The 22,162-nt window shown below is 70.8% G+C and carries 19 protein-coding genes; 10 read left to right on the top strand and 9 right to left on the bottom strand.

All coding sequences use genetic code 11. The annotated features are described in order from the left end of the window. Positions 1-3: 3 nt before the first annotated feature. Genes hisB through hisD form a run of 3 tightly spaced genes read right to left on the bottom strand, consistent with a single transcriptional unit; the run spans position 4 to position 3,040 of the window. Positions 4-597, bottom strand: a complete 594-nt coding sequence (gene hisB, locus ACWDVB_RS27225) for an imidazoleglycerol-phosphate dehydratase HisB (RefSeq protein WP_451517952.1) — start codon at positions 595-597, stop codon at positions 4-6. After that, entirely contained in the window at positions 594-1,718 is a 1,125-nt protein-coding gene (locus ACWDVB_RS27220) for a histidinol-phosphate transaminase (protein WP_451517953.1), read from the bottom strand. The genes hisB and ACWDVB_RS27220 overlap by 4 nt, the downstream gene beginning before the upstream one ends. Continuing rightward, positions 1,715-3,040 carry a histidinol dehydrogenase gene (gene hisD, locus ACWDVB_RS27215; protein WP_451517954.1) on the bottom strand — a complete coding sequence of 442 codons (1,326 nt, stop codon included), beginning with the start codon at positions 3,038-3,040 and terminating at the stop codon, positions 1,715-1,717. The genes ACWDVB_RS27220 and hisD overlap by 4 nt, the downstream gene beginning before the upstream one ends. Positions 3,041-3,262: 222 nt before the next feature. Between hisD and ACWDVB_RS27210 the strand changes: the two genes are divergently transcribed. The 4 genes from ACWDVB_RS27210 to ybaK all read left to right on the top strand — a co-directional run bounded on the left by ACWDVB_RS27210 (position 3,263) and on the right by ybaK (position 7,225). After that, a complete protein-coding gene (locus ACWDVB_RS27210) occupies positions 3,263-4,777 on the top strand; it encodes an oxidoreductase (protein WP_451611999.1) in 1,515 nt (504 codons plus the stop codon). A gap of 196 nt (positions 4,778-4,973) precedes the next feature. Further along, complete coding sequence (locus ACWDVB_RS27205; protein WP_451517975.1) at positions 4,974-5,945, top strand: hypothetical protein; 972 nt, start codon at positions 4,974-4,976, stop codon at positions 5,943-5,945. Positions 5,946-5,947: 2 nt separating this feature from the next. Continuing rightward, the gene (locus tag ACWDVB_RS27200; RefSeq protein WP_451517956.1) at positions 5,948-6,694 is read left to right on the top strand and encodes an LON peptidase substrate-binding domain-containing protein; all 747 of its coding nucleotides are present in this window, start codon (positions 5,948-5,950) and stop codon (positions 6,692-6,694) included. 30 nt (positions 6,695-6,724) lie between these two features. Next, a complete protein-coding gene (gene ybaK / locus ACWDVB_RS27195) occupies positions 6,725-7,225 on the top strand; it encodes a Cys-tRNA(Pro) deacylase (RefSeq protein WP_451517957.1) in 501 nt (166 codons plus the stop codon). A 174-nt stretch (positions 7,226-7,399) separates the two neighbouring features. Here ybaK and ACWDVB_RS27190 read toward each other — a convergent pair whose 3' ends face one another. The 4 genes from ACWDVB_RS27190 to ACWDVB_RS27175 form a co-directional block, all read right to left on the bottom strand. After that, positions 7,400-8,071, bottom strand: a complete 672-nt coding sequence (locus tag ACWDVB_RS27190; RefSeq protein ID WP_451517958.1) for a DUF2567 domain-containing protein — start codon at positions 8,069-8,071, stop codon at positions 7,400-7,402. Between the two features lie 34 nt (positions 8,072-8,105). After that, positions 8,106-8,915 carry an ABC transporter permease gene (locus tag ACWDVB_RS27185; protein WP_451517976.1) on the bottom strand — a complete coding sequence of 270 codons (810 nt, stop codon included), beginning with the start codon at positions 8,913-8,915 and terminating at the stop codon, positions 8,106-8,108. Positions 8,916-8,988: 73 nt separating this feature from the next. Continuing rightward, positions 8,989-10,023, bottom strand: coding sequence for an ABC transporter ATP-binding protein (locus ACWDVB_RS27180; RefSeq protein ID WP_451517959.1), 1,035 nt, complete (start codon positions 10,021-10,023; stop codon positions 8,989-8,991). Positions 10,024-10,086: 63 nt separating this feature from the next. Continuing rightward, positions 10,087-11,328, bottom strand: coding sequence for an NYN domain-containing protein (locus tag ACWDVB_RS27175; protein WP_451517960.1), 1,242 nt, complete (start codon positions 11,326-11,328; stop codon positions 10,087-10,089). A 337-nt stretch (positions 11,329-11,665) separates the two neighbouring features. Between ACWDVB_RS27175 and ACWDVB_RS27170 the strand changes: the two genes are divergently transcribed. Further along, entirely contained in the window at positions 11,666-11,845 is a 180-nt protein-coding gene (locus ACWDVB_RS27170) for a hypothetical protein (RefSeq protein ID WP_451517961.1), read from the top strand. An 84-nt stretch (positions 11,846-11,929) separates the two neighbouring features. Here ACWDVB_RS27170 and dnaE read toward each other — a convergent pair whose 3' ends face one another. After that, positions 11,930-15,472, bottom strand: coding sequence for a DNA polymerase III subunit alpha (gene dnaE / locus ACWDVB_RS27165; RefSeq protein WP_451517962.1), 3,543 nt, complete (start codon positions 15,470-15,472; stop codon positions 11,930-11,932). Positions 15,473-15,653: 181 nt separating this feature from the next. On the opposite strand from dnaE, the gene ACWDVB_RS27160 reads away from it, so the two are divergent. The 4 genes from ACWDVB_RS27160 (at position 15,654) to ACWDVB_RS27145 (ending at position 20,395) form a co-directional block, all read left to right on the top strand. Continuing rightward, positions 15,654-16,982 (top strand): DUF2252 domain-containing protein, encoded by a 1,329-nt coding sequence (locus ACWDVB_RS27160; RefSeq protein ID WP_451517963.1) that lies wholly within the window; start codon positions 15,654-15,656, stop codon positions 16,980-16,982. A 98-nt stretch (positions 16,983-17,080) separates the two neighbouring features. Continuing rightward, on the top strand, positions 17,081-17,767 hold the full coding sequence (locus ACWDVB_RS27155) for a hypothetical protein (protein ID WP_451517977.1): 687 nt from the start codon (positions 17,081-17,083) through the stop codon (positions 17,765-17,767). Positions 17,768-17,810: 43 nt separating this feature from the next. Continuing rightward, positions 17,811-18,629 (top strand): thioredoxin domain-containing protein, encoded by an 819-nt coding sequence (locus tag ACWDVB_RS27150; protein WP_451517964.1) that lies wholly within the window; start codon positions 17,811-17,813, stop codon positions 18,627-18,629. Positions 18,630-18,727: 98 nt separating this feature from the next. Continuing rightward, entirely contained in the window at positions 18,728-20,395 is a 1,668-nt protein-coding gene (locus tag ACWDVB_RS27145) for an alkaline phosphatase D family protein (protein ID WP_451517965.1), read from the top strand. Between the two features lie 33 nt (positions 20,396-20,428). Here ACWDVB_RS27145 and ACWDVB_RS27140 read toward each other — a convergent pair whose 3' ends face one another. Continuing rightward, the gene (locus ACWDVB_RS27140) at positions 20,429-20,998 is read right to left on the bottom strand and encodes a dienelactone hydrolase family protein (RefSeq protein WP_451517966.1); all 570 of its coding nucleotides are present in this window, start codon (positions 20,996-20,998) and stop codon (positions 20,429-20,431) included. A gap of 44 nt (positions 20,999-21,042) precedes the next feature. Between ACWDVB_RS27140 and ACWDVB_RS27135 the strand changes: the two genes are divergently transcribed. Continuing rightward, complete coding sequence (locus ACWDVB_RS27135; RefSeq protein ID WP_451517967.1) at positions 21,043-22,134, top strand: mechanosensitive ion channel family protein; 1,092 nt, start codon at positions 21,043-21,045, stop codon at positions 22,132-22,134. The last annotated feature ends 28 nt before the right edge of the window (positions 22,135-22,162 follow it).

Genomic DNA, 22,162 nt, shown 5'->3' with positions numbered 1-22,162 from the left:
GGGTTACAGCGCGCCCTTCGTGGAGGGAAGGATTCCGGCCGCGCGCGTGTCGCGCTCCGAGGCGTAGCGCAGCGCGCGGGCCAGGGCCTTGAACTGGCACTCCACGATGTGGTGGGCGTTGCGCCCGTACGGCACGTGGACGTGCAGGGCGATCTGCGCCTGCGCGACGAAGGACTCCAGGATGTGCCGGGTCATCGTCGTGTCGTACGAGCCGATCATGGGCGCCATGTTCTCGGGCTCGGTGTGCACGAGGTACGGGCGGCCGCTCAGGTCGACGGTCACCTGGGCCAGCGACTCGTCGAGCGGGACCGTGCAGTTGCCGAAGCGGTAGATGCCCACCTTGTCGCCGAGGGCCTGCTTGAAGGCGGCGCCGAGCGCGAGCGCGGTGTCCTCGATGGTGTGGTGCGTGTCGATGTGCAGGTCGCCCTCGGTCTTGACCGTGAGGTCGAACATGCCGTGGCGGCCGAGCTGGTCGAGCATGTGGTCGTAGAAGCCGACCCCGGTCGACACATCGACCTTTCCGGTGCCGTCGAGATCGATCTCGACGACGACCGACGTCTCCTTAGTGGTCCGTTCGACCCGTCCTACGCGGCTCATGCGCCCTGCTCCTTCTTGAGTTCGCGTACCGCATCGAGGAACGCGTCGTTTTCATCGGGGGTTCCCGCGGAGACCCGCAGCCACCCCGGTACGCCGTTGTCCCGGACCAGGACGCCCCGGTCGAGGATCCGCTGCCACACCTGGTGGGAGTCCGGGAACCTGCCGAACTGCACGAAGTTCGCGTCGGAGTCCGTCACCTCGTAGCCCATCGCGCGCAGCTCGGTGACGAGGCGGTCGCGCTCGGCCTTGAGCTGCTCCACGTACTTCAGGAGCGTGTCGGTGTGCTCCAGAGCGGCGAGCGCCGTGGCCTGGGTGACGGCCGACAGGTGGTACGGCAGGCGCACCAGCTGCACGGCGTCGACGACCGCCGGGTGGGCGGCGAGATAGCCGAGGCGCAGACCGGCCGCGCCGAAGGCCTTGGACATGGTCCGCGATATGACGAGGTTCGGCCGCCCCTCGATCAGCGGGAGCAGCGAGTCGCCGTGGCTGAACTCGACGTACGCCTCGTCCACGACCACCATCGACGGCTTGGCGGCCTGCGCGGCTTCGTGGAGCGCGAGGACCGTCTCGGCCGGGACGGCGTTGCCCGTGGGGTTGTTGGGCGTCGTGATGAAGACGACGTCCGGCTGGTTCTCGGCGATGGCCTTCGCCGCCGCCTCCACGTCGATCGTGAAGTCGTCGTGGCGCGGCCCCGAGATCCAGGCCGTGCCGGTGCCGCGTGCGATCAGGCCGTGCATCGAGTACGAGGGCTCGAAGCCGATGGCCGTCCTGCCGGGGCCGCCGAAGGTCTGGAGGAGCTGCTGGATGACCTCGTTCGAACCATTGGCCGCCCAGACGTTGGCACGGGTGACCTCGTGGCCGGTGGTGCGCGTGAGGTAGCGGGCCAGTTCGGTGCGCAGCTCGACCGCGTCCCGGTCGGGGTAGCGGTTGAGGTCGCGGGCGGCCTCGCGGACCCGCTCCGCGATGCGCTCGACGAGCGGCTCGGGGAGCGGGTAGGGATTCTCGTTCGTGTTCAGGCGTACGGGTACGTCGAGCTGGGGGGCGCCGTAGGGCGACTTGCCGCGCAGCTCGTCGCGGACGGGAAGTTCGTCCCAGGGGGACGAAGAGGCGTTGTCGGTCACTTGCTCTCCGGTACCTTCCATCCGAACCTCGCCTTGATCGCCGCGCCGTGCGCCGGCAGGTCCTCCGCCTCGGCGAGCGTCACCACGTGGTGGGCGACGTCGGCGAGCGCCTCGCGCGTGTAGTCGACGATGTGGATGCCGCGCAGGAACGACTGGACGGACAGGCCCGAGGAGTGGCAGGCGCAGCCACCGGTCGGCAGGACGTGGTTGGAGCCCGCGCAGTAGTCGCCGAGGGAGACCGGCGCCCAGGGCCCGACGAAGATCGCGCCCGCGTTCCTGACGCGCTCCGCGACGGCGGCGGCGTCGGCGGTCTGGATCTCCAGGTGCTCGGCGCCGTACGCGTCGACGACCCGCAGCCCCTCCTCCAGGCCGTCGACCAGGACGATCGCGGACTGGCGGCCTTCGAGCGCGGGCACGATCCGGTCCTCGACGTGCTTGGTCGCGGCGACCTGCGGCTCCAGCTCCTTGGCGACGGCGTCCGCGAGCGCCACGGAGTCCGTGACGAGGACGGCGGCCGCGAGCGGGTCGTGCTCGGCCTGGCTGATCAGGTCGGACGCGACGTGCGCCGGGTCGGCGGTGTCGTCTGCGAGGACCGCGATCTCGGTCGGTCCTGCCTCGGCGTCGATGCCGATCCTGCCGGTGAAGTAGCGCTTGGCGGCGGCGACCCAGATGTTGCCGGGGCCGGTCACCATGTTGGCGGGCGGGCAGGACTCGGTGCCGTACGCGAACATCGCGACGGCGGTGGCGCCGCCGGCCGCGTACACCTCGTCGACACCGAGCAGCGCGCACGCGGCGAGGATCGTCGGGTGCGGCAGACCGCCGAACTCGGCCTGCGCCGGGGAGGCGAGGGCGATCGACTCCACCCCGGCCTCCTGAGCCGGGACGACGTTCATGATCACGGAGGACGGGTACACGGACCGGCCGCCGGGCGCGTACAGCCCGACCCGGTCGACCGGCACCCACTTCTCGGTCACCGAACCGCCGGGCACGACCTGGGTCGTGTGCGTCGTACGGCGCTGCGCGCGGTGGACGAGACGGGCCCGGCGGATCGACTCCTCCAGGGCCTCGCGCACGCCGGGGTCGAGAGCGGTCAGGGCCTCGGCCAGCGCCGCCGCGGGCACCCGGACCTGGTCCAGGCGCACGCCGTCGAATTTCTCCGCGTACTCGATCAGCGCCGCGTCGCCGCGATGATGCACGTCCTCGCAGATCGGCCGCACCTTCTCCAGGGCGGCCGCGACGTCGAAGTCGGCACGGGGCAGCAGGGCGCGCAGGGCGGGGCCCTCGGGGAGGGCGTCGCCGCGCAGATCGATTCGAGAGATCACATGGCCAATTCTCTCAGACCTTCTTTCGGCATCGGTCGCCGTATCACTGGCTGATATGAACCCCGGAACACCGCGTTCACCATGAGCGTTCAGCCGGTCACACAGCGGGCATGAAACGGGTGTACGACGCATCAGTACATTGCGACGAAGAGGATGGAAGCAGTGGTCGACGACTCCGCCGCCGGTGACCCGCCGGACGGGCTGACCGCCGCGGAGATCGGCATGTGGCAGGCCTTCCGCAACGGCAGCGTCTACGACCTCAGGTCGGGCGACGCCGCGGCGGACGATCCGCACGGCGGGCATCCCTGGGGTCCCGAGCGCAGCGTGCGGGGGCGCATCGTGTGCTGGCTGCTGCTCGACGGGCCGCCCGCGCTGGCGGGCCGCGTCTCCTCGCTGAAGCTGGCGGGCGTACAGATCACCGACGGGCTCGATCTCGCGGGCGGGACCGTCGTCCCGTACACCGAGATGAAGCACTGCCGCTTCGAGAAGGAAGTACTCCTGCCCGAGTCCCGCTTCGCCACGCTGCGGCTCGTCGACTGCTCGATCCCGCGCCTGGAGGCGGCCCGGCTGCACACGGAGGGCGATCTGCACCTGCCGCGCTGCCGGGTCCACAACGGCATCCGCCTCACCGACGCCCAGATCGGCACCGACCTGCTCCTGAACCAGGCGGTGGTCTACCGCGACCGGCGCGGCCGCTCGATCACCGGTGACGGCCTCACCGTCGGCCAGGACCTCCAGGCCGAGATGATGGAGTCGCACGGCGAGCTGAGCCTGCGCGGCGCGAAGATCGGCGTCTCGCTGAGCCTGCGCGGCAGCCGGCTGATCAACCAGTACGGGCGGTACGCGCTCAACGCCCCGCAGCTGACCGTCGAGCGCACGCTGTATCTGACCCCGGCCGCCGCCGGCAATCCGCCGCAGACCAGCGGCACGACGCCGGCGCGCGGCACCCGTGTGCAGCGCTTCGAGTGCGAGGGCGGCATCCGTCTCGACGACGGCCGCTTCGGTGACGCCATCGACTTCGCGCAGGCCCGCTTCAGGCTCCGACACGACCAGGAGATCTCGCTGCGCCGCGTCCAGACGCCCGAGCTGCGCTTCCTCGGCGAGGCGCCGCGGCTCGGCAAGGTCGTCCTGTCCGGCGCCAAGGTCGTCAACCTCATCGACAGGGCGGCCAGCTGGCCCGGCCCCGGCGGCCTGCAGATGGGCGGTTTCAGCTACGAGAACCTCGTCCCGCAAGGCAGCTTCCCGCTCTCCCGGCGGCTGAGCTGGGTGGCGGCGGCGACCGCCGAGTACAGCCCCGAGCCGTACGAGAAGCTGGCCGCCGTGCTCCGTGAGGGCGGCGAGGACGCCGACGCCCGCGAGGTCCTCCTCGCCAAGCAGCGCAGGCGCCGCGAGACGCTGCCGCTGGCGGCGAAGCTGTGGGGGTACGCGCAGGACTGGACGGTCGCGTACGGCTACCGGCCTGGCCGGGCGGCGGTCTGGATGGCCGTGCTGTGGGCGATCAGCGCGGTGGCGTTCTCGCACGCGGAACACCCGGCGATCAAACCGGGCGAGCACCCCAACTGGAACCCGGCGCTCTTCTCCCTCGACCTGCTGCTGCCCGTGATCAACCTCGGCCAGGACAGCTACTGGCAGCTGGGCGGCGGCTGGCAGTGGTTCTCGACCGCGCTGATCCTGCTCGGTTGGGTCCTTGCGACGACGGTGGCGGCGGGCGCGACGCGGCTGCTGCGGCGCAACTGACGTCCGCCACCTCCCGGGCGGGGCCCGCGGCTGAACCGTTATCCGGCCGCGGGCAACCTTCGCCACCCTTTGACCGTCCTCCCTGCGCAACGAACAATTGAGCAACCACGACGGTAACCGGCACCCGCGCGAGCGCGACGCCGGTTGAGGCGCAAAGGAGGGCACGGTGCTGCGTGCCTTCATCCGTACCGCCCGCATGGTCCGGCACACCCCGCGGCTCGCCGCCGGGCTGCCGCCGGACGACGAGGTACTCCTCGACGTGCCCGACGAGCGGCTCGCCCCCGCGCTCGTCGCCGCGGGCCGCGGCGACCACGGCCCGGCGGCCAAGCTGCTCGCCACCACCCGCGAGGCCGCCGAGTGGGAGAACCGCGACCGCTACACCACCCGGCTCGCCGCCTTCGCCCGCTCCCGCTCCGAGTGGTTCGACGACTGGCTCGGCGCGTCCCCGCACGACCCGGACGCCCTGCTCGTCAAGGCCGAGCTGGCGGTCGTCCGCGGCTGGGAGTCACCGGCCCGCGCCGAGCTGCTGCGCGAGATGAGCCCGCTGCTCACCGCCGCCGCCGAGGCCGACCCGCGTGACCCGGTGCCCTGGCGGATCGCCCTGGACCACGCCCGCGGCACCCACGCCTCGCACACCGTCTTCGAACAGCTGTGGGAGGAGGCGGTGCGCCGCTCCTCGTACCACTACGGCTGCCATGCCTCCGCCCTCCAGTACCTGTCGGCCGCCTGGTACGGCTCGCACCGCGAGTGCTTCGACTTCGCCGAGCGCGCCGCCTCGGACGCGCTGCCCGGCTCGCTGATACAGGTGCTTCCGGCGCGGGCCGCGTTCGCCTACCTCACCAGTCCGTCGGGGAGTGTGCCGCGCGAGCGGCTGGACGCGGCGGCCGACCTCGCGATCGGCCTCTCCCGGGAGTACGGGCCCTGCGACCCGTGGCCCGCCGAGGTCCGCAACCTCCTCACGTACGTCCTGGTCCGCCTGGAACGCTGGGACGACGCCCTCGAACAGCTGCGCCTCATCGGCCCGTACGCGACGTCCTTCCCCTGGGACCGGATGGCCGACGATCCGCTGGGCCAGTTCCTGGAACTGCGCGACGGCATACGCATCGAAGTGGCGTCGATGACCCCGCTGCGGCCGCCGCGCGGACGCGTGCGCTCCGACGAGCATTAGGCTTGCCGGTCGTGACCATCCGGCTTCCGCTCTTTCCGCTCAACTCGGTGCTGTTCCCCGGCCTCGTCCTGCCGCTGAACGTCTTCGAGGAGCGATATCGCGCCATGATGCGCGAACTGCTCAAGACCCCCGAGGAGGAGCAGCGCCAGTTCGCCGTCGTCGCCATCCGCGACGGCTCCGAGGTGGCGCCGAGCGCGCCCGGCCTCCCCGACCCGACGGCGCCGCCCGAGCAGGGCCCCGCCGCGGGCTTCGGCGACGACCCGCTGAAGGCCTTCCACACCATGGGCTGCGTGGCGGACGCGGCGACGATCAGGGAGCGCGCCGACGGCGGCTTCGAGGTCCTCGCCACCGGCACGGCGCGGGTACGGATCCGCTCCGTCGACGCCTCGGGCGCCTTCCTCACCGCGGAGGTCGAGGAGGTGCCGGAGGAGCCGGGCGAGGGCGCGGGCGCGCTCGCCGAAGGTGTCCTGCGCGCCTTCCGCGCCTACCAGAAGCGGCTGGCCGGGGCGCGGGAGCGCTCGCTGGCGACGGGGGCGGAGCTGCCGGACGAGCCGTCCGTGGTGTCGTACCTGGTCGCCGCGGCGGCCGTCCTGGACACCCCGACCAAGCAGCAGCTCCTGGAGGCGCCGGACACCGTGTCGCGGCTGCGGGACGAGCTGAAACTGCTGCGCACCGAGACCGCGATCATCCGTAATCTGCCGTCGCTGCCCGCGACGGACCTGACGCGCGGGACGACCAGCCTCAACTGACGCATGCCCCGAGCACGTAAGGCGAGCACCTTGGCGAAGAAGCAGAGGAAGCAGCAGGCGGCCGGGACTCCGGCGACGGTGGCGCTCACCGCGGCGGGCGCCACCTTCACGGTCCACGCCTACGAGCACGACCCCGCCCATCCCTCGTACGGCGAGGAGGCCGCGCAGGCCATGGGCGTCTCCCCCGACCGGGTCTTCAAGACGCTGGTCGCCGAGGTCGACGGCGAGCTGACGGTCGCCGTCGTGCCGGTCGCGGGCTCCCTGGACCTGAAGGCGCTGGCCGCCGCGGTCTCCGGAAAGCGCGCCGCGCTGGCCGACCCGGCGGCCGCCGAGCGCACCACGGGCTATGTACGGGGCGGCATCTCCCCGCTCGGCCAGCGCAAGAAGCTGCGGACGGTCCTGGACGACTCGGCGTCGGCGCACGCCACGATCTGCGTCTCGGCGGGGCGCCGGGGCCTGGAGGTGGAGCTGGCGCCGGGCGACTTGGCGGAGCTGACGGGGGCGGTGCTGGCGCCGATCGGCAGGACGTGACCCTGCCCACCGCCGACGGCCCCGCCCCCGACACCGCCCTCGTTCTCGTACGACGTGAAAGTGCCCTCGACACCTGCGCGGGGCGGCACTAAGAACCCAGGGCATGTCGAAGAAGACGCGCATGCGGAAGTGGCGGGCGAAGAAGCGCAAGGCCAACCACGGAAAGCGCCCCGCCTAAACGTCGCGGGGCTCCCCGTGCGGCCCCCCGTAAGGCTCGCCGTAGGGCACCGGGTACGGCTCGGGGTCGCGCGGCCCGAACAGCGCGGTGAGGCCGAGGTGCACGGCCAGCGCGGCCACCGGCCAGGCGAGGAGCGTGCCCTTGGCCTTGAGTTCCAGGGGCGCGTTGAAGACCACGCCCTTGCCGACGGCCTTGGCGTGCGCGACGACGTCCGTGTCGGGGCCGAGCATGCCCCCGGCCTTCCAGGCCAGCAGGGCGCCCAGCAGGCTGCCGAGCGCGAGCCCGGCGACCAGTGCGATGCCGCCGCTCCTGCGCACCAGGAAGGCGACCACGCCGCTGACGGCGCCGAAGCCGAGCGCGAGCAGAGTGAACGTTCCGTCGACACCGATCGCCTGTTCGCCCTCGGTGTCCTTGAGGTACACCGCCTCGCCGTCCGAGATGAGCGGGATGCGCGGCGCCAGCCAGATCCACAGCGCACCGAGCACCAAGCCACTGAGAGCCACCACGACCATGATCGCTGCGGCCTGCAGCAGTTCCTTCTTCATGCCGGGCCCGTCCTCCTCGTGGCCGTGCGGAGGCATCGCTCCGGACGGCTGCGCGGGTACCTGCCAGGGGTCGTTCGAGGATCGGTCGTGCGGCGGTTGGGAGGGTGTCAGCGGTGCGGTCACCCACACATCGTGCCAGTACTGCCTGTGCGGCGCGTCACCGGACGGCCGCCCGGCGGTACGCCCAGGTGGCGACGGTGAGCGAGGCGACGCCCACCCCCGCGCAGACCGCGAGGTCGAGGGCGACGACGGCCCAGTCGGGATCCGGCCCGAACGTATGAGCGAACGCCTCCACTCCGTACGTGGACGGCAGCAGGTCACGCGCGTACTGCAGGAGGGGCGGCATACGGTCGGCCGGGAGCACGCCGAGCAGCAGCGCCGCCGACATGCCCATCTGGCCGAGCAGCGTGGCCAGTTCGGGTCGCGGCGCGAGCAGCCCGAGGGCGGCGCCGAGCCCCGCGAGGGCGGCGCCGGCCAGCGGGATCACCGCGAGGAGCACCCACAGGTGGGTGAGCGGAAGCCCGAAGAGCCCGCATCCGACGATCGCCGTCACGACGGTGCCGGGCACCGTGAAGGAGGCGTACGCGGCGGCGGCGCCCAGCACCACGGCGGCGGGCGGCACGGGCAGCGTGGCGTAGTGGTCGAGGCCGCCGTCGGCGCGGAGCTGCCCGAAGTACTGCGCGAGCAGATTGAGCGCGACGAACGCGACGACGAGCACGGAGGACCCGGCGACGACCGCCCGCGCCTCCCCGCCGCCGTCGACGACGCCACGCATCAGGATCATGATCCCGACGGACTGGAAGGTCGCCACGAAGAGCAGCGGTATCCGGGCGACCCGCGCGCGGGAGAGCTGGGCGCGGTAGACGGCGGAGAGCGCCGGGAACAGCCGGGCCCGTGGCCCGAGCGCCGCGGGGCCCTCGACGTCCTGCTCCGCGTGCACGCTGTCGGCCCGCACGGCGGCCTCCAAAGGAACCGCGCTCACCGAACGTCCTTCCTGCTCAGGTACCGGTCTGTACGCACACCACTGCCCCCAGGAACGCTCACGCCTTCACCAGCCCCCGCCCACTCCCGCCCAACGCAAGATAAACGTCCTCCAGACTGGGCGTGGCCAGCGTGAAGTCGTCCAGCGCGGCGAAGGCGGCCCCGCCGGTAACCGCCGCGACGGCCGCGCGCGCCTCATCGGGCGCGAGCCGCAGAGACCACCGCCGCCCCGACTCGACGGCAAGGGAGCGGAGCGCGGCCACTTCAGGGACGCCGAGCGGCGCCCGCTCCCGCCACACCAGCTCCACCCGCACCTCGTCCGCCACCTGTTCCTTGAGCCCGGCCGGACTGTCGCAGGCGATGACCCGCCCCTGGTCGAGCACGGCGACCCGGTCGAGCACGGTCTCCGCCTCGATGACGTTGTGCGTGACGAGCAGCACGGTCGTCCCGCGCTCGGCCCGGCGCCAGTCGATCGCCGCCCACACGGCACGCCGCGCGACGGGGTCCATCCCGGTGGTGGGTTCGTCCAGGACGAGCAGCGGCCGCTCCCCCACCAGCGCGGTGGCGAAGCAGGCGAGCCTGCGCTGGCCCCCGGAAAGCTTCTTCAGCGGCCGCGAGGCAAGCGCAGTGAGTCCCAGTTCCTCAAGGACCGCGTCCCGCTCCCCTCGCGCCCGGCGCAGGTCGAGCCCGCGCAGCCGTCCGGTCGTCTCGACGGCGAGCGACACGGTCAGCTCGTCGAGCGCGGTGGACTCCTGCCCGAGGTAGGCGAGGATCCGCGCGGCCCGCTCGGGGTGGCGCACGATGTCGTGCCCGAGGATGTCGACGCCGCCGCTGTCGGGCCGCATCAGGCCGGTCAGCTGGCGTACGAGGGTGGACTTGCCGGCGCCGTTGGGGCCGAGCAGCCCGAAGATCTCCCCGCGCCGGACCGTCAGGCAGATGCCGTCGGTGGCGCGGATCTCGGGCGTCGCGGGCCTGCCGCGTCTGCCGCGGGCGGCGGGATAGGTCTTGACCAGGTCGCGCACCGCGCAGACGGCGTCGCTGCCGTGTTCCTGACGGAGTCCCTGTCGGACTGCCGGTGCCGGGCGCGTACTCACGAAGGACGAGACTACGGGGTCCACGGGCGCGGACGACGCCCGGGGCGCCTCGTACGCCCCGTCTCAGTCACCTGCCCGGTCCCCCGCGGGCACGTGCTCGGCGGCCGTCCGCACATCGACCTCCCGCCAGAAGCCGGCCCGGATCGCGTACCGGTCGTGCTCGTCGATCTGGTCGTCCTTGTGGGCGAGCAGGCCGAAGCGTGCCGCGTAGCGCAGCAGCTCGCCGTCGATGCGGTGCGGGATGCGGGGGTACATCGTCGACAGCTTCTGCAGGTTGTGCTGCTCGGGAAGGCGCGCCATCCACCGCCGGGCGAACACCTGCCCGACCTCAAAAGGGTCACCGCCGACGGTGGTGATGTCCTCCTCCCGGTCCGCCCAGCGCTGCTCGGCCGTCGTCAGCTGGGCGAGGGTGGGCAGGGCGGCGGCCTCGGGGCTCTCGGGCGCGCCGCCGGGCCGTTCGACCCAGCCCTTGTCGGAGGACCAGCGCAGCGTCGCGTTCGTGGGGTGATGGGTGGTCTGGGCGCCGGGGCCGCGCAGGGCGGCGAGGTCCTTGGGGGTCGGCACGCCCTTGTTCGCGGGGCCGCGGTGCTCGCCGGCCTCGCGGCCGTTGGTCGCGGCGTCGGCGTGCCGGGAGGGGGCGGCCTCTTCCTCGGCGCGCTGGGCGGCGGCGGCGAGCGCGGACTCCGGGAGCGGCGCGGAGAGGATCGCGGCGATCTCGGGGCGCGGTACGGGCGGCGGCGCGCAGATGCCGGTGAGTTCCTTGGGGCGTACGGCCTTGGTGATCCACGCGCGGTCGAGCACACGCCGCTCGTCGGCCTCGGCGACGAGGTCCTCCGACTGGTTGTAGTCGCCGTCGGCGGCCTGCACGGCCCAGAGGTGGACGGCGACGCCGTGTTCCTTGGCGGCCATCATGCCGGGCAGCAGATCCCCGTCGCCGGTGACGAGCACGATGTCGGAGCAGGCGCGGTTGCGGGCCAGCTCGGTCAGCTCGGCGTGCATCGCGGCGTCCACGCCCTTCTGCGCCCACCGCCCGTCGCTGCGGGTCAGGGCGCCGAGCCGGACCGTGACGCGCGGCATGACGCGCAGCCGCCGGTGCTCGGGCTGCGGTACGCGGTCGGGGGCCCCGTCAAACCAGTAGATGCGCAGCAGGGGGCGCTCGGTGTCGGATTCCGCGCGCTCGCGCAGGCCCTGGATCAGGGCGGTGTGATCGACGGTGATCCGGGATCTGGACGGTTCGCCCGCGAGGAGACTCGCGGCGGCACCCAGCAGATACCCGGCATCTACCAGGACGATGCAGCGGTCCACGCGATCCACCCTCTTTCCCTGGAGGTTCTCCGGCCTTCGGCGGACGTTCCTGAAAAGTGCCCGGAGGTTCCTGGACGTTCCCTCGAAGGCCCGCGAACACACCCTGTGACGGATACGAATCAGGGGTGCGGGTGCGGGGCCGCGTCGGGTTTGCTTCGAGTCTGCCCGACCTGGCGGAGGTTAACGGCCGGAACTCGATCTTCGGCGTGGCGCATCGGCGCATCACTTGCGTACAGGTCCTATCACGCACGGTAATTGCCCGAAATGCGCTCTTTGTCGGCTTATGTGAATCTGATCGCGTCATGGCCCCCAGATCCCCCTCAGGAGGAAGATCACCATGGCCAAGAACAAGAATCGCAGGCAGGGCAGCCAGGAGAACCGCGCCTCGGCGGCCGAACGGGCATCGGAGCAGGCCAAGCAGGCCGCCACCGAGGCCCAGTCGCCGATGGAGTCGCACGCTCAGGGCAGCCCCGCCGATGTTGCCCGTAAGCAGCAGCGTCGCTTCGGTCACAACTGACGCACATTGAGGCACACATGAGGGGCGCACCCGAACCGGGTGCGCCCCTCTGTGCCTTGCTTACTTCAGCTCTGTGCCTCTGCTTCATCCCGCCAGGCAGGACGGGCCGAGCAGCACCTTCAGGTCGCCGAAGAGCGCCGGGTCCGGCTTCACGCGGTGCCGGTCGAGCCGCAGCACCGTGGTCTTCTGCGCCCCCTGGAGCTTGATCCGCACCTCGCTGTTGCCCCGGTGGTGGCTGAGGACCTCGCCGAGGCGGGTGACCATCGGCGGGCTCACCTTGACGGTCGGGATCGTGATCACCACGGGCGCGTTGGTGCCCGCGTTCGACAGGTCGGGGACCTGGAGCTCCATGGCGACGAGCCGGGGCACGTCCTCGCGCTTGTCGAGGCGCCCCTTGACGAAGACCACCGCGTCCTCGACGAGTTGGGTCGACACCAGCTGGTACGTCGCGGGGAAGAACATGCACTCGATGGAACCGGCGAGGTCCTCGACGGTGGCGATGGCCCAGGCGTTGCCCTGCTTGGTCATCTTGCGCTGGAGGCCAGAGATGATGCCGCCGATGGTGACGACCGAGCCGTCGGAGAAGTCACCGCCGGTGAGCTGCCCGATGCCCGCGTCGGCCTTGTCCGAGAGCACGTGCTCCAGGCCGAAGAGCGGGTGGTCGGAGACGTACAGACCGAGCATCTCCCGCTCCTGGGCGAGCAGATAGGTCTTCTCCCACTCGTCCTCGGAGAACTCCACGTCGAGCCCGAAGCCCGGCTCGTCGCCACCGCTCTCGTCGCCCATCCCGCCGAAGAGGTCGAACTGGCCCTCGGCTTCCTTCCGCTTGACCGCGACGACGTTGTCGATCATCGGCTCGTACTGCGCGGTCAGTCCCTTGCGGGTGTGCCCCATCGTGTCGAACGCGCCCGCCTTGATCAGCGACTCGGTGGTGCGCTTGTTGCAGGCGGTCGCCTCGACCTTGTCGAGGTAGTCGGGGAAGGAGGTGAACTTCCCCTTCGCCTTCCGCGACCTGATGATCGACTCCACCACGTTCGTACCGACGTTGCGGACGGCCTCCAGGCCGAAGAGGATCACGTCGTCGCCCTGGGCGGCGAAGTTGTGCACGGACTCGTTCACGTTCGGCGGGAGCACCTTGATGCCCATGCGCCGGCACTCGTTGAGGTAGACGGCCGACTTGTCCTTGTCGTCCTTCACCGAGGTGAGCAGCGCGGCCATGTACTCGGCCGGGTAGTTCGCCTTCAGATAGGCGGTCCAGTAGGTGACCAGGCCGTACGCGGAGGAGTGCGCCTTGTTGAACGCGTACCCGGCGAAGGGGACCAGGACGTCCCACAGGGCCTGGATCGCCGCGTCGGAGTAGCCGTTCTTCCGGGCGCCCGCCTGGAAGAGGACGAAGTTCTTCTCCAGCTCCTCGGGCTTCTTCTTGCCCATCACGCGGCGCAGGATGTCGGCCTCGCCGAGGCTGTAGCCCGCGACGATCTGCGCGGCCTTCTGCACCTGCTCCTGGTACACGATCAGGCCGTAGGTGAGGCCCAGCGTCTCCTTCAGGGGCTCTTCGAGCTCCGGGTGGATCGGCGTGATCTCCTGGCGGCCGTTCTTGCGCTCGGCGTAGTTCGTGTGCGAGTTCATGCCCATCGGGCCCGGCCGGTAGAGGGCCGAGACGGCGGAGATGTCCTCGAAGTTGTCGGGCTGCATCTGGCGAAGCAGCGAGCGCATGGGGCCGCCGTCGAACTGGAAGACGCCGAGCGTCTCACCGCGGCAGAGCAGTTCGAAGGTCTTCGGGTCGTCCAGCGGGAGCGAGAGCATCTCCAGGTCGATGCCCTTGTTGGCCTTCACCATCTTGACGGCGTCGTCCATGATGGTCAGGTTGCGCAGGCCCAGGAAGTCCATCTTGAGCAGGCCGAGCGACTCGCACTGGGGGTAGTCCCACTGCGTGATCGTCACGCCGTCCGTGTGCCGCGTCCAGAGCGGCGCGTGGTCGACGATCGGCTCGCTGGACATGATCACGCCGGCCGCGTGCACACCCATCTGCCGGACCAGGCCCTCCACACCCTTGGCGGTGTCGATGACCTTCTTCACGTCCGGCTCGTTCTCGTACATCCCCCGGATCTCGCCCGCCTCGCTGTAGCGCGGGTGCTTGGGGTCGGTGATGCCGGAGAGGTCGATGCCCTTGCCGAGGACGTCGGCGGGCATCGCCTTGGTGAGGCGGTCGCCCATCGCGTACGGATATCCGAGCACGCGCGCGGAGTCCTTGATGGCGTTCTTCGCCTTGATCTTTCCGTACGTCCCGATCATGGCGACCTTGTCGGCGCCGTACTTCTCCGTCACATACCGGATGACCTCCACGCGCCTGCGCTCGTCGAAGTCGATGTCGACGTCGGGCATGGACACGCGCTCGGGGTTGAGGAACCGCTCGAAGATCAGGCCGTGCGTGATCGGGTCGAGGTCGGTGATGCCCATGGCGTACGCCACGATCGAACCGGCCGCGGAGCCTCGGCCGGGGCCGACCGCGATGCCGTTGTTCTTGGCCCACATGATGAAGTCCGCGACGACCAGGAAGTACCCCGGGAACCCCATCTGGATGATGATGTCCATCTCGTACTCGGCCTGCTTCTGGCGGTCCTCGGGGACGCCGCCCGGGTAGCGGCGCTCCATGCCGCGACGGACTTCCTCCTGGAACCAGGTGACCTCCGTGAAGCCCTCGGGGATGTCGAACTTCGGCATCAGGTCGCGCTTCTCGAACATCCCCGTGGTGTCGACCTGCTCCGCGACGAGCAGCGTGTTGCGGCAGCCCTCCTGCCACGCGTCCGAGGAGTCGATCGCGTACATCTCATCGGTCGACTTCAGGTAATAACCCGTCCCGTCGAAGCGGAAGCGGTCCGGGTCCGAGAGGTTCTTGCCGGTCTGGATGCACAGCAGCGCGTCATGGGCGGTCGACTCATGCGCGTACGTGTAATGCGAGTCATTCGTCACCAGCGGCGGAATGCCCAGCTTCTTGCCGACCCGCAGCAGATCGTCACGGACCCGGCGCTCGATGTCGATGCCGTGATCCATCAGCTCCAGGAAATACCGGTCCTTGCCGAAGATGTCCTGGTACTCGGCGGCCGCCTTCACCGCCTCGTCGAACTGCCCGAGCCGAAGCCGCGTCTGAAGCTCACCCGAGGGACAGCCGGTGGAGGCGATCAGGCCCTCCGACCACTGCGAGATCGTCTCCTTGTCCATACGCGGCCACTTCTGCAGCCAGCCCTCCGCATACGCGTCCGAGGAGAGCCGGAACAGATTGTGCAGCCCCGTGCTGTTCGCCGCCCAGATCGTCTTGTGGGTATAACCACCCGAACCCGACACGTCATCACGCTTCTGATGCGGCTGGCCCCACTGGATCTTCCGCTTGTTCCTGCGCGACTCCGGCGCCACATACGCCTCGATCCCGATGATCGGCGTCACGCCCGCCTTCTGCGCCGAATGGAAGAAGTCGTACGCACCGTGCAGGTTCCCGTGATCGGACATCGCGATATGCGTCATGCCCATCTCATTGCACGCGTTGAACATGTCCTTGAGCCGCGCGGCACCGTCCAGAAGCGAGTACTGCGTGTGGACGTGCAGGTGCGTGAAGGGCGGCTTGGTCACGGCGGGAGGCCTCCGGGGAACGGTGGGTGAAGGGCGACGGGCGGTCCGGGGGGACAGCGGGGAAGTCTAATCCGCGGCAGTGACAGACGGCGGGCACTCGGGGGTACCGTCGTGCGTTGGACCGGTCGGGAACCTGTCCCAAATGTCACGCACCCCACCCCGCACCAGGAGGCACCCAGCGATGTCGGTCCCGCAGCCCACGGCCGATGAGCGCGGCGAGCAGATCCTCGCCGTCTTCGGCACCGCGTTCGGCGAGCTGCTTGCCGCGGACCCCGCCGCGTTCCGGGTGAAATTCCGGAAGATGGCCTCCTCCGCCTTCGCGTTCTACCGCGGCACGGCCTGTCTGTTCTACGCCGACCTGGAGCGCGAGCAGCACGGCGGGCCGTACCTGGACGACCGCACGGGCCGGGTGTGGATCCACGGCGACCTGCACGCCGAGAACTTCGGCACGTACATGGACGCCCAGGGCCGCCTGATCTTCAACGTGAACGACTTCGACGAGGCGTACGTCGGCCCCTTCACCTGGGACCTGAAGCGCTTCGCCGCCTCCGTGGCCCTGATCGGCTACTCCAAGGCGCTCAGCGACGGGCAGATCTCCGACCTGGTGCGGATCTACGCCGCGGCGTACCGCGAGCGGATCCACGACCTGGCGACGGGCGCCAAGAGCGACGAGGTGCCGCCCTTCACGCTGGACACCGCCCAGGGCCCCCTCCTGGACGCGCTGCGCGACGCGCGCTCCCTGACCCGCTTCGGGCTGCTCGACTCGATGACCGAGATCCGCGACTTCGAGCGCCGCTTCGCGCCGGGCGGCGGCTCCATCGAGCTCGACGCCGCCACGCGCTACAAGGTCCTCGCGGCCTTCGACGGCTATCTGGAGACGCTGCCGGAGTCCTCCCTCACCCGCCCCGACTCGTACCGCGTGAAGGACGTCGTGGGCCGGCGCGGCATCGGCATCGGCTCCGCGGGCCTGCCCTCGTACAACATCCTCCTGGAGGGCAACAGCGACGCGTTGGAGAACGACGTCGTGATCTACCTCAAGCAGGCGCAGACCCCGGCGGTCTCGCGTCACCTCACGGACCCGGCGGTGCGCGGCTACTTCCAGCACGAGGGGCACCGCACGGTCATCTCGCAGCGCGCGCTCCAGGCGCACGCCGACCCGTGGCTGGGCTGGACGGAGCTGGGCGGCGCGGGGCAGCTGGTCGCCGAGGTGTCGCCGTACGCGGTGGACCTGGACTGGTCGGACATCGACGACCTGGAGGAGATCTCCTCGGTCGTCGCGGACCTCGGCCGCGCCACCGCCACGATGCACGCCGCGGCGGACGACGAGAGCGGGCACTCGGACCTGGTGCCGTTCTCCACGGAGCGCGCCATCGACGCCGCGATCGCGGCCGACGAGGCCGGCTTCGGAGATCTGCTCGTGGAGTTCGCGCACACCTACGGGGCACGCGCGCGCGGCGACCACCAGATCTTCGTCGACCTCTTCCGCAACGGCCGGATTCCAGGTCTGTGAGCGTCCGCCGCTCGATATGAGTCCCCATGAGTTCCACGCGGAACTCTCAGGGACCCTTTAGGGACCGCCTACAGGAACACATGGCACACTCCTCCGCGATGGACATATCCGGGACCCAGCTCAGAGCCGTGCGCGCGGCGCTCTTCACGGCGCTCGTCGTGACGCTCTCCGCCGCGTCGCACGTGCTGCTCTCCCGGGCCCCCCTGCCGCTGACCACGGTCGCGGCGATCGCCGCCGCCGTCTTCGTCATCGCGTACGCGCTGGCGGGGCGCGAGCGTGGCTACGGACGGATCGCCGCCCTGCTGATCCCGCTGGAGCTGGCCGCCGACACGGTGTTCACCGCCGGGCAGCACGTCTGTTACGGCGAGGCGGGCGGCCCGGTGGCGGGCCCGCTGCGCTCCGTCGGCTTCGACGTGCTGTGCGGCGGGACGCCCGTCGGGACCCCGCTGGCCCGGATGGCCGCCGACGGCCACGGTGGCGCCGCGGCGCTGCTCGCGGACGCCGATCCGGGCGCCGCCTGGCTGCTGCTCGGCGCGCACGTCGGCGTGGGCCTCCTCGCGGCGGCGTGGCTGCGGCGCGGCGAGCGGGCGCTGGCCCAGCTGCTGCGCGCGGTCGCCGCGGCCACGTTCCGTCCGCTGCTGATCGCGGTCGCCTCGGTGACCACCTGGCGTACGCCCGTACGGCGCCTGCCGCGTCCCGAGCGCCGGGCGCGGGCCGCGCGCACGCGGCTGCTCGTGCACTTCGTGGGGCGGCGTGGACCGCCGTGCTCGGCCGTCCACGCCTGAGCACGACACCCCCACGCAGTCACCCACACGGAGAAAAAAGATCATGAGCCAGCGCAACAGCCAGGCCGCCAAGTCCGCCGCCCGCGAGCGGATCCGCGCCCAGCAGGAGGCCGAGCGCAAGCGCGAGAAGCGCAAGCGCGCGGTGATCGTCGGCATCTCGATCGTCGGCGTCCTCGCGATCGCCGGCGGCGTCGGCTACGCCGTGATGCAGTCCAACAAGCCCGACTACTGGGACGCCGCCAAGGACGACAAGCTGGTCAAGCCCGCGAACACCTCGGGTGCCAGCGGCACGACGGTCGTCCTCGGCAAGGACTCCGCGAAGAAGACCCTCAAGGTCTACGAGGACCCGCGCTGCCCGATCTGCGCGAGCTTCGAGCAGACCGTCGGCCCGACCCTCGAGAAGGACCTGAAGGACGGCAAGTACAAGGTCCAGTTCATCGGCGCCACCTTCCTCGACCGGAACATCCCGGGCGAAGGCTCCAGGAACGCGCTCAGCGCGATGGGAGCGGCGCTGGACGTCGGCGACGATGCGTTCCTCGCGTACAAGAAGGCGCTCTTCTCGGCGAAGAACCACCCCGCGGAGCAGGACGACAAGTTCAAGAACGACTCGTACCTCCTGAAGATCGCCGACGAGGTGCCCGCGCTCAAGAAGAGCGCGGCCTTCAAGAAGGCCGTCAAGGCGGGGACCTACGACCGGTGGGCCCTGGAGATGTCGAAGAAGTTCGACGACAACAAGGACGGCGTCGAGGGCACGCCCTCCTTCGTCATGGACGGCAAGCAGCTGACCGCTCCGGGCTCGAAGAACGCGCCCAGCACGGTCGAGGACTACAAGACCGCGATCGACAAGGCCCTCAAGGGCTGACATAACACCGCGTACCGACGAGGCGCGTGGCGAAAGAGCGGGCGAACTCACGGAGTTCGCCCGCTCTTCGCTTTTACCGATCAGTAGGGTGATCGCCCGTGACCAGTCGAACTCAAGATCATCAGCCGCTCGTCCCTCCCGCCCCGAGCCGCCGTACCGTCGTCAAGGCGGCGGCCGCGACCGCCGCACTCGGCACCTCGCTCGCCGCCGCTCCCGCGCACGCCGCCGAGGGGCCCGCCTTCCACCACGGCGTCGCGTCGGGGGACCCGCTGCCCGACGGCGTCCTGCTGTGGACCCGCGTGACGCCCACGCCGGACGCCGCGCCCGGGTCCGGCAAGGGGCCCGACACCGAGGTGAGTTGGGAGATCGCCGAGGACAAGGACTTCACCCGGGTCGTCGGCCGCGGCAGCACCACCGCGCGGGCGGCGTCCGATCACACCGTCAAGGCCGACGTAAGGGGCTTGAGCCCTGCCACCGCCTATTACTTCCGCTTCTCCGTAGGGGACGCCTCCCCGGTGCACTCCCCTGTGGGCCGCACCCGCACCACCCCCGCGCACGACGCCTCCGCCGCCGGCGTCCGCTTCGGCGTGGTGTCCTGCGCCAACTGGGAGGCGGGCTACTTCTCGGCGTACCGCCATCTCGCGGCCCGCACCGAACTCGACGCGGTACTGCACATCGGGGACTACATCTACGAGTACAAGAGCGGCGAGTACCCGGCCGCCGCGAACGTCATACGTCAGCACGAGCCCCGGCACGAGATCGTCACGCTCGCCGACTACCGCACCCGGCACGGCGTCCACAAGACCGACCCCGACGCACGGGCGATGCACGCCGCGCACCCGGTCATCGCGATCTGGGACGACCACGAGTTCGCCGACAACGCCTGGTCGGACGGCGCGGTGAACCACTCCCCCGAGACGGAGGGCACCTGGGCCGGGCGCATGGCGGCGGCCAAGCAGGCGTACTTCGAGTGGATGCCGGTGCGCCCCTCCACCGAGGGCACCGTGTACCGCCGCGTCCGCTTCGGCAAGCTGGCCGATCTGCACCTGCTCGACCTGCGGTCCTTCCGCTCCCAGCAGGCGGGCACCGGCAGCGGCGCGGTGGACGACCCGGACCGTACGCTGACGGGCCGCGCGCAGCTCGACTGGCTGAAGTCGGGCCTCGCGTCCTCGGACGCCGCCTGGAAGCTGGTCGGCACCTCGGTGATGATTTCGCCGGTCGCCTTCGGCGCTCTGCCCGCCCATCTCCTGGAGCCGCTCGCGGAGTTGCTGGGCCTGCCCAAGGAGGGCCTCGCCATCAACGTCGACCAGTGGGACGGCTACACGGACGACCGCAAGGAGCTCATCTCCCACCTGCGTGACAACAGCATCCGGAACACCGTCTTCCTGACCGGTGACATCCACATGGCGTGGGCGAACGACGTGCCGGCCAAGGCGGCCACGTACCCCCTCTCGCCCTCCGTCGCCACGGAGTTCGTCGTCACCTCGGTGAGCTCCGACAACATCGACGACATGCTCGACGTCGCCCCGCACACGGTCTCCCTGGTGGCCGCGGGCGCCATCAAGGCCGCCAACCGCCATGTGAAGTGGCTGGACATGGACTCTCACGGCTACGGCGTCCTCGACGTCACGGCCGAACGGTCGCAGATGGACTACTACGCCCTCTCCGACCGGACCGATCCCGGGGCGACCTCGTCCTGGGTCCGTTCGTACCGCACGCGCAGCGGCACGCAGAAGGTCGAGCGGGTGCACGAACCGGTGCGCTAGGGGGTTCCCGGCGCGCTACAGGGTTTCGGTGCGCTAGAGGGTTTCCAGGAAGCCCATCGCCGTGCGCCATGTCGTCTCCGCGGCCTCGGCGTCGTAGTCGTCGAGGTCCGGGTCGGTGTAGAGGTGCCCCGCGCCCGCGTAGCGGTAGATCTCCACGTCGGCCCCGGCCCGGCCCATCCGCAGATACCAGGCGCTCAGCCAGTCGTCGGTCTCGAACGGGTCGGGCTCCGCCACGTGCAGCTGCACCGGCAGCTCGTCCACGGACGCGCTCTCCGCGATGTCGGACGTGCCGTGCAGGAGCAGCAGGCCGCGCGCCTTGTCGTCGCCGAGCGCGAGGGTCTGCGCGGTCGCGGCGCCGAGGGAGAAGCCCGCGTAGACGAGACCCCGCTCGGAGTAGGGGGCGGCGGCGAGGATCGCCCGCTTCAGGAGCTCGTCCTTGCCCAGCTCGGCCTGGAAGGCCCTTCCGTCCTCGACGTCGTCGAACGTGCGCCCGTCGAAAAGATCGGGCGTCCACACCTCGTGCCCGGCGGCACGCAGCCGGTCCGCCGCCGCGTGCACCGCAGGTCGCAGGCCGTACGTCGAGTGGAAGAGCATGATGTTCATGGGGCCATCGTGCCATCCACCGCGGTGCCCCTACCCTCGGAGGCATGGAGAACGTACTGCGTCCGTTGATCGTGATCGGCGGCTCGGTCGTGCTCACGGTGGTGGTCGGCTGGCTGGTCGACTTCGCTATGCGCCGGACCGACGAACGGCACCACGAGACCCCGCTGTGGGGTCTGCTGCGCCGCTGCCGGGTCCCCTTCCACCTCGTCATGTGCACCGCGCTGCTGAGAGGCTCCTACGGGCACGCGGAGCTGGCCAAGGACCACTCGGCGGCGATCGGGCGGATCCTGTCCCTCGTGCTCATCGGCTCCACGGCCTGGCTGGTGGTGCGGATCGCCGCGGCGATAGTGGAGTCCTCGTACGCCCGTTACGCCACGGTCCACCGTGATCCGGCCCGCGTCCGCAGGGTCCGCACACAGGTGACGCTCATCCAGCGGGTGGTCACCGCGATCGTCGCTGTGGTGGCGGTCGCCGCGATGCTGCTGACCTTCCCCGCCATGCAGGCGGCCGGCACCTCGCTGCTGGCCTCCGCCGGCATCCTCGGCATCGTCGCCGGTGTCGCGGCCCAGTCCACCCTCGGCAACCTCTTCGCGGGCCTGCAGATCGCCTTCGGCGACATGGTGCGCATAGGGGACACCGTGGTGGTGGAGGGCGAGTGGGGCACCGTCGAGGAGATCACCCTGACGTTCCTCGCGGTGCGCACCTGGGACGAGCGCCGGATCACGATGCCCGTGTCGTACTTCACATCGAAACCCTTCGAGAACTGGTCCCGGGGCGGCGCCCAGATGACCGGCACGGTCTTCCTCCACCTGGACCACTCGGCGCCGGTCCACCAGATGCGCGACAAGCTCCGGGACATCCTGCGCGAGTGCCCGGCGTGGGACGGCAGGGACTGGGGCCTCGCCGTCACGGACACGACGCCCAACACGATGCAGGTCCGCGCCCTGGTCACCGCGAAGGACGCGGACGACGTCTGGACGGTCCGGGTCACGGTGCGCGAACAGCTGATCCAATGGCTGACGGAGCAGCATCCGTACGCGCTGCCGCGGATCAACACGGCCTGGGTGGAGCCGACGCCGAACGGCCACCGCCCGAGCCACCTCGAAGCGGAGGCGCACCGGACCGGCCACGGCTGACCGGCCGCGGCCGGCCCCGGGCCGCCCG

This window comes from Streptomyces sp. NPDC003379 (genome assembly GCF_053589195.1).
This window is presented reverse-complemented; position numbering and strand designations above follow the sequence as displayed.